Raw genomic sequence first — 14,281 nt, 5'->3', positions numbered from 1 at the left:
GGAGAGCCAAGATTCTAAAAACCCACTCATTTTGAGTGGGTTTTTTCTTGTGGGTAATTTAATCAGAATATGTTTGCATCGAATCAATTCATTTTTGTACTGATTGGCTGTATCAGCACAGCACTACTTCTCATCAGTTGCATACGTTCTTTTTTACCCAAGCGACAATTCTTTCCCCGCCCTGTTATTACAGCATTTGAATCACAAATGTTCCTGCGATTAAAACAGGCATTTCCCCATTACCATGTATTGGCGCAGGTTGCCTTTAGTGCGTTGATTACAAGCGAGCATTACAATATCCGCAGCAAATTCAACCTCAAGGTCACAGACTTCGTTATTTTAGATCAGGAAATGCGGGTTATTGCGGTGGTTGAACTTGATGATCCAAGCCATATTGGAAAGGAACTGGAAGACCAAAAACGTGACCGTATGCTGAAAGAGGCAGGCTATCGGGTACAACGTTATACGCAAATTCCATCCATTAAACAGTTACAGATGGATATTCGCTGATTTAATGATGCGTAACATTACTGCTCTGTTTTTGCAGCTTGCTCGGCCTTTTTCTGCTCTTCGAATTTCTTGGCAATTTCAGCATGTTGCTGGTCATATTTTTTCTTTGTTTCCGCATCACTCTTTGCAGCAAGAAATGCCATACCTACAATAAAAATTGGAATTGCCAAACCCAAACCCATCAACAACCAAGGTATCGACTTTTTTTCAACAGTTTTTTGACTCATGGATTATTCCAACTTAAGTTGCAAGCTTCAAGGAGTGCAACAATATAACAAAAAAGAGCCTCTATAAAGAGACTCTTTTTTTATAGTTGATTGGCTTATTGAGCTGGCATATAAAGTTTAACAAAGTCCCTTAACTGCCCAGTTTGTGTTGCATAAAGAATTGCACCTGTATGGGAACCATTCACCACAGGAGCACTTGCACTTGGTGCAATTGGCACTGGAATCATACTGACATTTGTACCTGCTTTTGACATTTTATCGTACAGATCATACGTCACAGTATAAGGTACATTGGTATCATAAACCCCTTGAACGATCAGAATTGGTTTATTCAGTTTTTTCGTTGTTGGCTGGCTATAGTCGTTGAGGAACTTCTTCACAACCTCATCTGTTTCAAACTCTTCCCGATTAATTCCTGGATAGTCTATAACTTTCTTGTCTGGATTCGCTGCTATAAAGGCTTGAATATCTTTGCTGTATTCATCCTGGATTTCATCCAGACATTCAGTTTTTGCCAAATCGGCAATGGTCTTGGCTTTGGCACTACCAAACATATTCTGGTAATTGAATGTTGGCTCATAAGCTGTAATTCCAACCCCAGCCAATGCGGCATAAGACAACAATGTCGCATAGGTTTCAATCGCAACAGGCTGTGACAAGCCATTGATTGCAGCAGGTGCAACATTCAGGATAATTTCGCCTAAGCTTGATGCTGGTGCACCAGCAACCGCACCTTTATAGCTTACATCTGCATTGGCATATTCAGCAACACCCAATGAAGCCTGTCCGCCTTGTGACTGGCCTACAGACATCCACGCGCCATTCAGTTTGGTGCCATAATGCTCTTTGGCTGCTTTCACTGCATAGATTGCAGATTTAGCCTCGCTCGGCAGGTTCAGGTAAGGATGTTCACCTTCTCCTCCTAAGCCCTCATAGTCAGGCGCCACGATTACATAACCCTGACCCAATAGCTCCTTGGCAATATAGTCATTGAATCGATCACCCAATCCTGCATTGCTTGGTGCACATTTATCAGCTCCACCCAATGTGCCATGCGTCCATACGATCACCCGATAACCATCTTTAGGTGGAGCAATCGTTGGAAAATAGACAAGCGCTGAGGTTTCAACAGTCTTACCCAAAACGTTTGGCATTTTATATTTAATGACTTTAACCGAACTCGCTTCAGCCACATCTTTCAAAGTGTCTGCTTCATTTACATACGCTGTTTCTGAAACATAAGATGATGGTGTAGAGGGTTGTGAATTATTATCACTACCGCCGCCGCCATTATTACATGCAGTTAAAAATAATGAAGCTGTTAACGTAGAAATTGCTAAAGTAATATTAGACCGTTTCATAAAATATCCTTTTAGTCCTTGTCTTTTTTATACATGACGCTACACGCCATTCTATTAATACATAAAAAAAGTGCCCTGCATAGGACACTTTTCTATTCATTCATTATTTCAGCTTATGAATTCTAAAAAAATTCCGATAAAAATAATCATTCCAACCCAACGATTGTGACGGAATGCCCAAAAACAGATTTGAGGGTTCCGATCTTTTGTTTTGAACGCCTGATAAATAAAATCTGCCGCAACCACAAGCAATGCAATCAGCCCAAAAGGAATTAGAATATTTTCCAGATAAAATGCCGTCCCAATCAATCCAAGACTAATTGCCTGTAACAAAGCAATAATCTGGATATCGTAACGGCCAAACAGAATGGCCGTCGATTTCACCCCAATTTTCAGGTCATATTCACGATCAGTAATCGCATATTGAGTATCATAGGCCACTGTCCACGCCAAATTGCCAAAATATAAAAACCAGCAGGTTAAATCAGGTGTTTGCCCTACTGCGGTATAGGCCATGGGAATTGACCATGAGAATGCAGCACCCAAAAATACCTGAGGTAAATGGGTATAGCGCTTCATAAAAGGATACATAAACGCCAAAAACAATGCACCAAATGACCAATAAAAAGTCTCTAAAGGCAAGAACAACAACAGACAGGCACTAGCCACAACCAATCCCAAAAATACAAAAACTGCCTCACGGGCACGAATAATCCCTGTGGCTAAAGGACGGGTTTTGGTGCGTTCTACATGAGCATCGACTTTACGGTCGGCAAAGTCATTAATGGCACAGCCTGCTGCACGCATAAAAATCACGCCCAGCGTCATTACCAGCAGGATTTTTAAATCAGGAATACCTTTAGATGCAATCCATAACGCCCACATGGTGGGCCAAAATACCAGTTCCGTACCAATCGGCTTATCAAAACGGCAGAGATAATAATAGGCTTGCAGACGTTGTCGCCATGTGGTGTGTTGCACTGTTTCCATGCTGATTCCTTAGAGTCAATGCTGACGAATAAACTGTTCAAACGCTGGCAGAAATGTTTCCTGCACAATAAATTTGCAGCCATGCCAAGTATAGCAACTTTGTCGTGTCCAGCCCTCTTCCAGATGAATCACACGTCTTTCGCAAGCTGGATTGGTTCTTTGAAATAAAAACCAGCCAATCGGCTTATTACCAATATGTTGAAACAAACGGGCTTTTTTTTGCAGACTTAGAATTGGAAATATACTTTTAGCTTTTACCCATGCCTGTTCTTCACAACCATATAAATTGGTTTCTCGTACCCATGCAAGGTGATGGTATGGCATCTTCATCCATCGACTATCCGCAAGCGTTAAACGTTGGTACTGTTCTTTGATGCGTTCAACATGAAACTCACCACCTGCCAAATCTGTCAGTTGTTGAGTGAGTGAACCTGAGGCATACAACCATTTTTTTAATTCAGCAGGAAGCTGTTGTTCCCTTGTTCTGTTTGGTCGTAAATTTCGCATGCTTGGCTCACTAAAAACATCGGGATTAGTTTACCTGAATTTTTTATTAAAAATGTATGAAATTCAAATTGAAACAGAAACATAAAAAAAGTCCGCCGAAGCGGACTTTTCTGATTTTGGATGTATTACAGGCTGTAGTACATATCAAATTCAACTGGGTGAGTCGTCGTATTAAGACGACGTACATCTTCAGTTTTAAGTTCGATGTAAGCATCTAACATTTCTTTAGTGAACACACCGCCTTTTAATAAGAACTCATGATCCGCTTTAAGAGCATCAATCGCCATTTCCAAGTTGTGAGCAACTGTTGGGATTTTTGCTTCTTCTTCAGGAGGAAGATCATACAAGTTCTTGTCAGCAGCTTCACCTGGATGGATCTTGTTTTGGATACCATCAAGACCAGCCATCAACAATGCCGCAAAACCTAAGTATGGGTTCATTAATGGATCTGGGAAACGTGCTTCGATACGCTTGCCTTTAGGGCTAGAAACGTAAGGAATACGGATAGAAGCAGAACGGTTACGTGCTGAGTAAGCAAGCATAATCGGAGCTTCGTAATGTGGAACTAAACGCTTGTACGAGTTTGTACCAGGGTTGGTAATTGCATTCAATGCACGCGCGTGTTTGATGATACCACCAATGAAGAACAATGCCATTTCTGATAAACCAGCATATTCATCACCAGCAAACAGGTTCTTGCCATCTTTAGAGATAGACATATGAACGTGCATACCAGAACCGTTATCACCTACCATTGGCTTAGGCATGAAAGTCGCTGTTTTGCCATATTGGTGCGCAACGTTCCAAACTGCATATTTGAATTGTTGAACTTCGTCCGCTTTACGAACTAATGTATTGAAGCTCACACCAATTTCTAATTGGCAAGAAGCAACTTCGTGGTGATGTACTTCTACACGACCAGGGCCCATGATGTCTTCGATACGTGCACACATTTCAGCACGCATGTCCTGATGAGAGTCAACTGGAGGAACTGGGAAGTAACCGCCTTTCACACGTGGACGGTGACCAGAGTTACCAGCTTCATAATCTTTACCAGTCGACCATGCAGCTTCTTCAGCGATCAATGTGTGGCGAGCGCCAGACATGTCGATATCCCACTTCACTTCGTCAAAAACGAAGAATTCTGGTTCTGGACCAAAGAATGCAGTATCACCGATACCAGTAGATTTTAAATATTCTTCAGCACGACGAGCAATCGAACGTGGGTCACGCTCGTAACCTTGGCCAGTAGATGGCTCGATTACGTCACAAGTTACAACAACTGTTGGCTCAGCAAAGAACGGGTCAAGAAAACCTGTTTCAGCATCTGGACGTAAGATCATGTCAGACGCTTCAATGCCTTTCCAACCAGCGATTGAAGAACCATCAAACATTTTACCGTCTTCAAAGGTATCTTCATCAATGGTGTCAGCTGGGTAAGTGACGTGCTGCTCTTTACCCTTAGTATCAGTAAAGCGAAAATCGACCCATTTTGCGCCACTTTCTTTGATGAGTTGAAGGACCTTGTTCGCCATGCTCATTTGCTCCAATGAAATTTTTGTGCACCTGTTAAGTGCGTGTTAGTTGTTGATGTATAATTAGCAATTACCATACCAACAATTTTAAAGCATACCTAAAACATTGAAATTCTTTGCAGAAAAAATGCTTTAAGCTCCATGTCCCATGTCTACTATAATGTTTGCTTTCACAAATGCACCATATTTATACATTTCCACCTCAGCTCGTCTCCAAAACAGACACAATGAACCAAAACAGTGCAAAACATATAACAAAGAACCAATCTAGTGCCAATTACGCCATCTTTGGATGGTATAAATTGGCTTTTTATATCATTCTTTTCAGTTTGATTCCAATCAATTCAATTCGACTTTCAATTCAGGTGTGCCATTTTTTACTAAACCCTTAAATTAAAAAAGTTTATTCTGCATTTTTCTGTCTTTTATTTACACGTTTTTATCCTCATCCAAATCATCATTACTCGAAATATTCAGCATTGCCCATTTGTTTTTTGCTATGATTATTTTCCTCTATCATGAGTGAATATTTTTATTCGTTATAGCGATTAAAAATAAGACAAGCTGATAGATTTATTTAAGATCACAACACAATAAAGTGTACATTTTTCAAAAGGTTAAAGTCATGCTTCTGATGATCGACAACTACGATTCTTTTACCTACAACATCGTTCAGTACTTTGGCGAGTTGAATCAGGAAGTAAAAGTTGTTCGTAATGATCAAGTCACATTAGAGGATATCGAACGATGGCAGCCTAAATATCTGGTGATTGGTCCTGGCCCATGTTCCCCAACTGAAGCAGGAATTTCCATTCCAGCCATCAATCATTTTGCAGGAAAAATTCCCTTGCTGGGCGTTTGTCTAGGGCATCAGGCGATTGGTCAGGCTTTTGGTGGCAATATTATCCGTGCCAAAACCGTGATGCATGGTCGTTTATCAGATATGCACCATAGCAATAAGGGTATTTTTAGCAATTTACCCTCGCCTTTTGCTGCGACACGTTACCATTCATTAGTGATTGAACAGGAAACACTGCCAGATTGTCTTGAAGTGACCTGCTGGACCAATCAGCCAGATGGCACGATTGAAGAAATTATGGGTGTAAAGCATAAAACACTTCCTGTTGAGGGGGTTCAGTTTCATCCAGAGTCCATCCTGAGCCAGCATGGACACCAGATTTTTAAGAATTTTTTAGAGATTTATGCATAAATGAACATTCAACAAGCATTGAATCATATTACCAAAAACATTCATTTGACCCAGCCGCAAATGGAAGATGTCATGCGTAGCATTATGCAGGGTGAAGCCACCGACGCCCAGATTGGCGCATTGATGATGGGCCTACGCATGAAAGGCGAAAGTATTGATGAAATCACGGCTGCGGCACGGATTATGCGTGAGTTTGCCATCAAGATCGATGTCAGCGATATTCCCCATTTGGTCGATATTGTAGGAACAGGTGGTGATGGCCAAAACCTGTTTAATGTCTCCACTGCCTCAAGTTTCGTGATTGCTGCTGCGGGTGCGACTATCGCAAAGCATGGCAATCGAGGTGTGTCCAGTAAATCTGGTTCATCAGATGTATTGGAACAGATGGGTATTCAGCTTGATCTGGATATGCAACAGACTGAACGTTGCATTCGTGAAATGGGTGTGGGTTTCCTGTTTGCACCGAATCATCACAAGGCCATGCGTTATGCTGTGGCACCACGTCGTGAACTGGGTATTCGTAGTATCTTTAATTTATTGGGTCCTTTAACCAATCCTGCTGGTGTCAATCGTTTTGTCATTGGCGTGTTTTCTGATGAACTGTGTCTTCCAATTGCTGAGGTTTTAAAACAGCTGGGAGCGGTACACGTCATGGTGGTGCATTCCAGAGACGGTCTGGATGAAATCAGTCTAGCGGCACCCACCACAGTGGCCGAACTCAAGGATGGTGAAATCACTGAATGGACGATTACTCCAGATGAAGTTGGAATTCCATCACAGACACTGACGGGTTTGGTTGTGAACAGTTCACAAGAAAGCTTGCAGTTGATTAAGGATGCTTTGGGCCGTAACAAATCAGAAATCGGTGAAAAAGCAGCCAACATGATTGCACTGAATGCAGGTGCAGGTATTTATGTGGCAGGCATGACCAAGACCTATAAACAAGCCGTTGCGCTGGCGCAGGATATTCTCTATGGCGGACAGGCCCTGGAAAAAATGAGTATTCTGGGTGAATTTACCAAAACATTGAAACAATATCAGGCAGACTAAGGATTTCTCATGATCAATATTCAAAATACCATTCTCGGTAAAATTGTTGACCGTAAACATGAGGAACTTGCCGCACGTTTAAAACAGCGTAGCCTGCATGATGTTGAACAATGGGCGAAAGAGGCAACACCCGTGCGTGGTTTTGCCCATGCCCTGCAACATAAACGTCCAGCCGTGATTGCTGAGATTAAAAAAGCATCACCATCTAAAGGCGTCATTCGTGCAGACTTTAATCCTGCGGAAATTGCACAGCAGTATGAACAAGCTGGAGCAGCATGTTTATCTGTTTTAACTGATGTGGATTTCTTTCAGGGTGCAGATGAAAATATTGCAATTGCACGTAACCATTGTGCCCTGCCCGCTTTACGCAAGGATTTTTTGATTGATCCTTATAATGTGGTTGAGGCACGAGCCTTACATGCAGACTGTATTTTATTGATTGTGGCATGCTTGTCTGATCAGCAGCTAGAAGAAATGTCGAAAACAGCATTTGAACATCAACTGGATGTATTAGTTGAGGTGCATGACGAAGACGAACTGGAACGTGCCTTACAGTTACCTGAGCAATGTATTCTCGGTGTCAATAACCGTAATTTAAAAACTTTTGATGTGGATTTAAATACATCATTACGTTTGAAAAAGTTACTACCTACTTCTCGTGTTTTGGTCACTGAAAGTGGAATTGCCACGCCTGCTAATGTTGAAATGATGCAAGCTCACGATATTCATACTTTCCTTGTTGGTGAAAGCTTTATGAAACAGCCTAAACCAGATGAAGCTTTTGCGGAGCTATTTGGGACTGTTAAACATATTTAATGGAAGCAAGGTTCATGTTTCATGCAACATGAACCTAGACCATTCTTAAAAAATTCTAAATTTGAATCATGAAAATAGCAAAAACACCTTATAAAGACGTAATATCTCAACTGAAAATTCTTGATAATTTCAAACCTTTTGAAATACAAATTATAGGAACTCCACCACTCGAAATTAATATAGAAAGTAGTGATATTGATTTTATTTGCCATTACACCGAAGCACAGTTAAATGATCTAAAGAAATGCTTGAGGAAGTACAAAAATTTGGACCAATGGGCTTTAAAGTTATGTTCAAAAAAACCCAAAGTATATATTTGTACTTTCTCATACCTAAACTGGGATGTTGAAATTTATTGTTCAACTCAACCTATTTCTGAGCAATATGGTTATAGACATTTTCAGGTTGAAAAAAGATTACTCAAACTGGCTAATACACATTTCAAACAACATATTTTAATGTTAAAACAAAAAGGTTTAAAAACTGAACCTGCATTTGCAATTGCTCTAAGTTTAAACGGCAATCCTTATATTGCCATGAGTGATCTATTTTTTGCTTCAGATCAAGAATTATTAACATTACTCAAAAATAGTAATTTTCTTAATTAAACCAATTCCAAGCAAAAATTTTAATTTCCAGAAGATTCGGACTATAATTTTACATCTCTCTCGTATCTTGCATATTTCCATAAAATTATGAGTAAACATGATTCATCGCTTTCTAAAGATCAGTTTAATTTACTGAAAGCCTTTAAAAAGCAAATTTCCAACCCTCAATCCAGCGCGGTTGCCAAACAGGCTGAGTCAAAAAAAACTCAGGTTGCTGTTGAAGAGCTGGAAGATACCGAGCTTTTTAAAAAAGCACTGGTCGGTGTAAAACCTATCGCCAATGATAATATTGCCAATACCAAAACCACCCGCAGCAAAAAGGTGGATGCGCAGACATTGGCAAAACGGGCCGCGGCTGAGGGTTCTGCCGAACAGGAACATACTGAGATTTCAGATACCCAGGCCATCCTGAATCCTGTTGCAAGCCAAGCTGCTTTAAGCTATCGCATCGCAACCTTGCAGCATAAAGTTTTTGAGGATTTAAAAGCAGGCAAAATGCGCTGGTTTGAGGCAGTGGATTTACATGGCTGTACCGTTGAGCAGGCACGGTCAGCCGTTTTGCAAATTATCCAGATTGCAAAAGATGAAAATCAGAATGTCATTAAAATTGTGCATGGCAAAGGTCCAGAAGCGATTTTAAAAACCTATGTCAATGGTTGGCTCAGACAACACCGTGATGTATTGGCTTTTGTCAGTGCACCTGAAAATCAGGGCGGTACAGGTGCAGTTTTGGTGCTGCTTAAACGTGCTGAAAAAAATCCAAAGTACAATCAGTAATCGGCAATTGGATCAAAACTCAATTTTTTAATCGTTTTCTGATACAATTGCCGTTTTGTTCAATCCACCTGAGTGAACATTGTTATGTCTATGCAGCAATCGTACGCAAATATCTTAACTGCCGTTGGTGAGGATTTAAATCGCCCAGGCCTAAAAGATACGCCAATGCGTGCGGCTAAAGCTTTTTCTTTTTTAACTTCTGGCTATAGCAAAACGCTTGAGGAAGTGACCAATAGTGCGGTTTTCCCATCCGATAACCATGAAATGGTATTGGTCAAAAATATCGAGTTCTATTCACTGTGTGAACACCATCTGCTGCCTTTCTATGGTCGTGTGCACATTGCTTATTTACCTGAAGGTCAGGTGCTCGGTTTATCCAAGTTTGCCCGTATTACGGAAATGTTTGCCCGTCGTTTACAGATTCAGGAAAACTTGACCCAGCAAATCGCAGAAGCTGTTGCTGAAGTGACTCAGGCACGTGGTGTTGCTGTAGTGATTGATTCAGCGCATATGTGCATGATGATGCGTGGTGTTGGCAAGCAGGAATCCACCACCCGTACTGTTTCGTTTATTGGTGATTTTAAGACGGACAAGGAAACTCGCCGTGAGTTTTTAAGTGCGGTTCCTGAAAGTTATTGATCTGAGTATTTACCATGTCATCCATTTATCTCGCTGGTCAGGGACAGCTTATTCAACATGAAGCTAGTGTTGATTACCCTCGCCCTGATCGATTGGTGAAAGGCAACCCACAACGCCTAACTTATAGCTTATATGAACATCCTCATATGAGTTGTGGAATTTGGCAATGTGAAGTGGGTGCATGGAATATTCAGTTTGCCGACAATAAACAGGAATTTTTTCAGGTGATTGAGGGCGCTGTGCGTATCCATGATGCACAAACCAATACGTTTATTGAAGTGGCTGCTGGAAATGCGGGTATTATTCCACCTGCATTTATTGGCACATTTGAAGTACTTGAAGCAGTTAAAAAGTATTATGTGATTGTAGATGTTTGATCTCATCATATTTAATACAATCGCCAAGTCCCATTTTGATCACGCTCACCCAGTATTTTTAAGACCAGAACCAAGCTTAACAATAACAGTAAATACCAGGAACCCAGTTTCCCCCAGCCAACCATATGCCATGCATCAACCTGACTGGGATAAAGCCAGATTTTATAGAAAGTACTGATATTTTCAGCAATCCAGATCAGGAATGCGAGTATCAGCAAAATCGGCAGCATCGGAACCTTGAAACGATGTTGGGCGAGTTGAAAATACAGTTTTGTTTTCCAGAAAATCACCACACTCCAGATAAATAATCCCATACGAATATCAGGAATAAAGAATTTGGTCATGAAATTTAAATAAGACAAAACTGCCAGGCACAACATATTGCCAAACTGGGGGAGATTTTCAAAAGACACCTGATACAGGCGGAGTGACCTTGCAAAAAAGCTGCCGACCGCAGAATACATAAAACCCGCAAATAATGGCACCGTAAGCAACTTAAAGATGGCAGGCTGAGGATATTGCCATGATGCAATTGCAGGATGCGTCAGAAAAATCTCCATCCCCATCGCCATAATATGGAATAAGGCAATGACCTTGGCTTCATCCCAGGATTCAAGTTTTAAATACAGCAGGCAAATCTGGATCATCAGCGCATAAAACAACAAATAGTCATAACGGTAAAAACCGTAATATTCCTGACTTCCCATCGGTGCAGTTACTGCAAAAGCAATTAAAAGCAGCAATCCAAATAAGGCAGCCGAAGCTGCCCTACTGATAAAATTTATTGGTAATACAATCAACTGCACAAAACTGATCCTAGCTGGTTTAGCCTTGAAATGCCTTATAAATATCAGCCTAGATATTTCGCGCTATATTCATGTACGGTATCCACAAAAATCTTGGGTTGGGCTGGATCGACCCATTGGGTAATACCATGCCCTAAATTAGCAATATAACCTGTTTTTTCACCATTGCTGTAGGCATCATCCAGCATGGCTTTGACCGATTTTTCAATGGATGCCGTCGAACCATAAAGCGTAGCTGGGTCAAGATTCCCCTGCAAGGCGGCTCGTTCTGCAACCACGTCTCTTGCAGTATAAAGTGGCGTTGTCCAGTCCAGTCCAAATGCATCTGCACCTGTTGTCAGCATGGCTTCCAGCCATTGTCCACCACCTTTGGTAAAGACAATAATCGGAATACGGTGGCCATCTTTTTCACGCTGAAGTCCAGCAATGATCTTGGTCATATAGTTCAATGAAAATTCAATATATTCCCGATGTGCCAGCGCGCCCCCCCAACTATCAAAAATCTGAATGGCCTGTGCGCCTGCATCAATCTGTGCATTGAGGTAATCAATCACTGAATCGGCTAAATGATCAAGTAAGGCATGTAACACTTCTGGCTGTGCATACATCATATTCTTGATAAAGCGGAATTCCTTGCTGGAACCGCCTTCCACCATATAAGTGGCTAAAGTCCATGGGCTTCCAGAAAAACCGATTAAAGGGACGTGTCCGCCTAAAGCAGATCGAATGGCTGAAACGGCATTCATAACATAGGCCAGGTCAGACTTGGCATTGATTTTCGGCAGGTTGGCGACATCCTGTTCCGTACGTACTGTTTTATGAAACTTTGGCCCTTCCCCCGCCTCAAAATACAATCCCAATCCCAGCGCATCAGGCACGGTTAAAATATCAGAAAATAGAATTGCGGCATCCAGTTCATAACGGCGTAAAGGCTGCAAAGTAACTTCACAGGCAAATTCTGTATTTTTACATAGAGATAGGAAATCCCCTGCCTGTGCGCGAGTTTCTCGATATTCTGGTAAATAACGCCCTGCCTGACGCATCATCCATACAGGTGTGGTGTCTACAGGTTCACGTAATAAAGCTCGTAAAAAACGATCATTTTTCAACGTTGTCATGACCAATCTCTAAATTCTTTCATGTGGAACGCATCATAACAAAGTTAGCCTGGAATTTATAATTTCAATTCCATACAAACATTACACCTTTAAACAAAAATTTCGCTTTGACACAAAACTGCTACTGCAAGCGTAATTATTTTCTGTAATACTTGTAATATGTTAGGGTCTGTCAACATTTCAGCCATGCCTTGCGTTATAGGCTAAAACGACATAAACAAGGCATGAAACGCAGGCAATGGTGACTCCCTTGTCAAGTTTCATAACGCAGTTTAGGGAATTTTTAGCCATAACCCTGCGGGACAGGGACATTTTTTGCCGCTACTGCGTTATGCCTTATTCATTTAGAATAGCTAAATTTCATAAGTCATGCCTTGTACCGTCTAAAAAATGTCTTCTGTCGCAAGTATGTGTGAAACGTTGACAGACCCTCAATCTCAATATGAATAATTCTTAAGGTTAAATTGCATGTTTGTTCGCTCATTACTCGCTGTGAGTTTAAGTTCTATTCTGATTAATGTTGCTTTAGCTGCACCAACAACTGAGCAACCTTTAAATCCCAAAAAAATTTCGACCTCAGTTGAAGATCCAATTGATCCTTTAGCAATTAATGTTGCGTCATCTTCAAGTGCGGTTGCGCAGGCAGCCTCAGAACCACAGGCGGCTTCTGAACCACAACCCAATAATGCCGCCTCAACCGTTTCCCAGAATCTGGAAAAAGCCCCAGATTCAGCAGCAACATCCAAGTCAGTGTCTACAAGCTGGAACCTAGACTCGCTTAATAATGCCGAGTGGTCTGAGAATATGCCAAAAGGCCAATCTCCTGCTTATGCACGTGCCCATGTCATGCTGAACAATGCACATGCGTCACCAGGTGCGATTGATGGTGCCAATGGTAAAAACACGCTGAAAGCGATTGCGTCATTCCAGCAAATGAATGGCATCACCCCAACAGGTGAACTCACCAAGGAAACATGGGATGCACTGGTTTCCAAGCAAACCAAACCAGCCTATGTTGAATACACCACAACCGATGCTGATTTTAAAGGTCCGTATGCAGACTCAATCCCATCAGATTATGCGCTGCAAGCTAAAATGAAAGGCCTTTACTACACACGCGTGACAGAAATGCTCGGTGAAAAGTTTCACATGGATGAAAAATTCCTGAGACAGTTAAACCCAAACGCAACATTCAAAAAACCAGGTGAAAAAATCGTTGTTGCCAATGTGCGTAACGACTTGCCTGAAGACATCCATTTAATCGTGGCACATAAAGGCGCAAAACAGCTTTATCTGTTTAATAGCCGTAACCAAATGATTGCTTCATTTCCTGCGACAATTGGCAGTGCTGACACGCCTTCTCCAACAGGTACCTATAAAGTGGTCGGTGTTGCGAAAAACCCATACTATAGCTACTCACCATCCAACTTTGTTCAGGGGAAAAACCTTAAGCCACTGACCTTGCCACCTGGTCCCAACGCACCTGTGGGCAATATCTGGATTGGTTTAAGTAAAAAATCATTTGGTATTCATGGTACGCCAAACCCATCATTAATTTCCAAGACCGCCTCACATGGTTGTATCCGTTTAACCAACTGGGATGCCAATGACTTGGGGAATAAAGTCCGTTCAGGTGTAACCGTAAAATTCCTTGAATAATTTCAGGGTTATTCCAAGTAAATTAAAACCGAATATTGTTTACTAATATTCGGTTTTTTTAATTGCCAAGTTTTATTCAACAATAGGCAAT

General features: G+C 41.3%; 16 protein-coding genes. 9 read left to right on the top strand and 7 right to left on the bottom strand.

The genetic code is table 11. The annotated features are described in order from the left end of the window. Positions 1 to 69 precede the first annotated feature (69 nt). Positions 70 to 510, top strand: coding sequence for a DUF2726 domain-containing protein (locus B4H32_RS02570; protein ID WP_005329578.1), 441 nt, complete (start codon positions 70 to 72; stop codon positions 508 to 510). A gap of 17 nt (positions 511 to 527) precedes the next feature. On the opposite strand, the gene B4H32_RS02565 is transcribed toward B4H32_RS02570, so the two are convergent. The 5 genes from B4H32_RS02565 to glnA all read right to left on the bottom strand — a co-directional run bounded on the left by B4H32_RS02565 (position 528) and on the right by glnA (position 5,136). Continuing rightward, positions 528 to 737: a hypothetical protein gene (locus B4H32_RS02565; RefSeq protein WP_004678037.1), complete on the bottom strand. Its 210-nt coding sequence runs from the start codon at positions 735 to 737 to the stop codon at positions 528 to 530. A gap of 95 nt (positions 738 to 832) precedes the next feature. Further along, positions 833 to 2,098 carry an alpha/beta hydrolase family protein gene (locus B4H32_RS02560; protein WP_004681231.1) on the bottom strand — a complete coding sequence of 422 codons (1,266 nt, stop codon included), beginning with the start codon at positions 2,096 to 2,098 and terminating at the stop codon, positions 833 to 835. Between the two features lie 108 nt (positions 2,099 to 2,206). Beyond that, positions 2,207 to 3,088, bottom strand: a complete 882-nt coding sequence (gene ubiA / locus B4H32_RS02555; RefSeq protein ID WP_004678041.1) for a 4-hydroxybenzoate octaprenyltransferase — start codon at positions 3,086 to 3,088, stop codon at positions 2,207 to 2,209. 15 nt (positions 3,089 to 3,103) lie between these two features. Beyond that, complete coding sequence (locus tag B4H32_RS02550) at positions 3,104 to 3,595, bottom strand: chorismate--pyruvate lyase family protein (protein ID WP_004678044.1); 492 nt, start codon at positions 3,593 to 3,595, stop codon at positions 3,104 to 3,106. 125 nt (positions 3,596 to 3,720) lie between these two features. Beyond that, positions 3,721 to 5,136: a type I glutamate--ammonia ligase gene (gene glnA, locus B4H32_RS02545; RefSeq protein ID WP_171062698.1), complete on the bottom strand. Its 1,416-nt coding sequence runs from the start codon at positions 5,134 to 5,136 to the stop codon at positions 3,721 to 3,723. Between the two features lie 619 nt (positions 5,137 to 5,755). Here glnA and B4H32_RS02540 point away from each other — a divergent pair. The 7 genes from B4H32_RS02540 to B4H32_RS02510 all read left to right on the top strand — a co-directional run bounded on the left by B4H32_RS02540 (position 5,756) and on the right by B4H32_RS02510 (position 10,607). Next, entirely contained in the window at positions 5,756 to 6,340 is a 585-nt protein-coding gene (locus tag B4H32_RS02540; protein WP_004681233.1) for an anthranilate synthase component II, read from the top strand. Next, complete coding sequence (gene trpD, locus B4H32_RS02535; protein WP_004681234.1) at positions 6,341 to 7,390, top strand: anthranilate phosphoribosyltransferase; 1,050 nt, start codon at positions 6,341 to 6,343, stop codon at positions 7,388 to 7,390. A 9-nt stretch (positions 7,391 to 7,399) separates the two neighbouring features. Continuing rightward, positions 7,400 to 8,206 carry an indole-3-glycerol phosphate synthase TrpC gene (trpC, locus tag B4H32_RS02530; RefSeq protein WP_286799675.1) on the top strand — a complete coding sequence of 269 codons (807 nt, stop codon included), beginning with the start codon at positions 7,400 to 7,402 and terminating at the stop codon, positions 8,204 to 8,206. Positions 8,207 to 8,274: 68 nt separating this feature from the next. Then, positions 8,275 to 8,814, top strand: a complete 540-nt coding sequence (locus B4H32_RS02525) for a DUF4269 domain-containing protein (protein WP_100833504.1) — start codon at positions 8,275 to 8,277, stop codon at positions 8,812 to 8,814. Positions 8,815 to 8,901: 87 nt separating this feature from the next. After that, a complete protein-coding gene (locus B4H32_RS02520; protein ID WP_004681238.1) occupies positions 8,902 to 9,591 on the top strand; it encodes a Smr/MutS family protein in 690 nt (229 codons plus the stop codon). Between the two features lie 90 nt (positions 9,592 to 9,681). Next, complete coding sequence (gene folE, locus B4H32_RS02515; protein WP_171055691.1) at positions 9,682 to 10,230, top strand: GTP cyclohydrolase I FolE; 549 nt, start codon at positions 9,682 to 9,684, stop codon at positions 10,228 to 10,230. Positions 10,231 to 10,244: 14 nt separating this feature from the next. After that, positions 10,245 to 10,607 (top strand): cupin domain-containing protein, encoded by a 363-nt coding sequence (locus tag B4H32_RS02510; protein WP_004681243.1) that lies wholly within the window; start codon positions 10,245 to 10,247, stop codon positions 10,605 to 10,607. An 11-nt stretch (positions 10,608 to 10,618) separates the two neighbouring features. Here B4H32_RS02510 and B4H32_RS02505 read toward each other — a convergent pair whose 3' ends face one another. Next, positions 10,619 to 11,413: a DUF817 domain-containing protein gene (locus B4H32_RS02505; RefSeq protein ID WP_004681245.1), complete on the bottom strand. Its 795-nt coding sequence runs from the start codon at positions 11,411 to 11,413 to the stop codon at positions 10,619 to 10,621. 44 nt (positions 11,414 to 11,457) lie between these two features. Then, positions 11,458 to 12,531 carry a uroporphyrinogen decarboxylase gene (gene hemE / locus B4H32_RS02500; RefSeq protein ID WP_004681247.1) on the bottom strand — a complete coding sequence of 358 codons (1,074 nt, stop codon included), beginning with the start codon at positions 12,529 to 12,531 and terminating at the stop codon, positions 11,458 to 11,460. A gap of 468 nt (positions 12,532 to 12,999) precedes the next feature. Between hemE and B4H32_RS02495 the strand changes: the two genes are divergently transcribed. Beyond that, positions 13,000 to 14,190 carry a L,D-transpeptidase family protein gene (locus B4H32_RS02495; protein ID WP_004681248.1) on the top strand — a complete coding sequence of 397 codons (1,191 nt, stop codon included), beginning with the start codon at positions 13,000 to 13,002 and terminating at the stop codon, positions 14,188 to 14,190. Positions 14,191 to 14,281: the final 91 nt, after the last annotated feature.

The organism is Acinetobacter sp. UBA2063 (assembly GCF_002333245.1).
GTDB classification, from domain to species: Bacteria; Pseudomonadota; Gammaproteobacteria; order Pseudomonadales; family Moraxellaceae; genus Acinetobacter; species Acinetobacter parvus.
This window is presented reverse-complemented; position numbering and strand designations above follow the sequence as displayed.

Bases quoted from the DNA above. Each gene is read 5' to 3' on its own strand.
- trpC (WP_286799675.1), top strand. From the start codon at position 7,400: ATGATCAATATTCAAAATACCATTCTCGGTAAAATTGTTGACCGTAAA.
- folE (WP_171055691.1), top strand. From the start codon at position 9,682: ATGCAGCAATCGTACGCAAATATCTTAACTGCCGTTGGTGAGGATTTA.
- B4H32_RS02495 (WP_004681248.1), top strand. From the start codon at position 13,000: ATGTTTGTTCGCTCATTACTCGCTGTGAGTTTAAGTTCTATTCTGATT.
- B4H32_RS02550 (WP_004678044.1), bottom strand. From the start codon at position 3,595: ATGCGAAATTTACGACCAAACAGAACAAGGGAACAACAGCTTCCTGCT.
- B4H32_RS02525 (WP_100833504.1), top strand. From the start codon at position 8,275: ATGAAAATAGCAAAAACACCTTATAAAGACGTAATATCTCAACTGAAA.
- B4H32_RS02540 (WP_004681233.1), top strand. From the start codon at position 5,756: ATGCTTCTGATGATCGACAACTACGATTCTTTTACCTACAACATCGTT.
- B4H32_RS02510 (WP_004681243.1), top strand. From the start codon at position 10,245: ATGTCATCCATTTATCTCGCTGGTCAGGGACAGCTTATTCAACATGAA.
- glnA (WP_171062698.1), bottom strand. From the start codon at position 5,136: ATGAGCATGGCGAACAAGGTCCTTCAACTCATCAAAGAAAGTGGCGCA.
- hemE (WP_004681247.1), bottom strand. From the start codon at position 12,531: ATGACAACGTTGAAAAATGATCGTTTTTTACGAGCTTTATTACGTGAA.
- B4H32_RS02570 (WP_005329578.1), top strand. From the start codon at position 70: ATGTTTGCATCGAATCAATTCATTTTTGTACTGATTGGCTGTATCAGC.
- ubiA (WP_004678041.1), bottom strand. From the start codon at position 3,088: ATGGAAACAGTGCAACACACCACATGGCGACAACGTCTGCAAGCCTAT.
- trpD (WP_004681234.1), top strand. From the start codon at position 6,341: ATGAACATTCAACAAGCATTGAATCATATTACCAAAAACATTCATTTG.
- B4H32_RS02560 (WP_004681231.1), bottom strand. From the start codon at position 2,098: ATGAAACGGTCTAATATTACTTTAGCAATTTCTACGTTAACAGCTTCA.
- B4H32_RS02520 (WP_004681238.1), top strand. From the start codon at position 8,902: ATGAGTAAACATGATTCATCGCTTTCTAAAGATCAGTTTAATTTACTG.
- B4H32_RS02565 (WP_004678037.1), bottom strand. From the start codon at position 737: ATGAGTCAAAAAACTGTTGAAAAAAAGTCGATACCTTGGTTGTTGATG.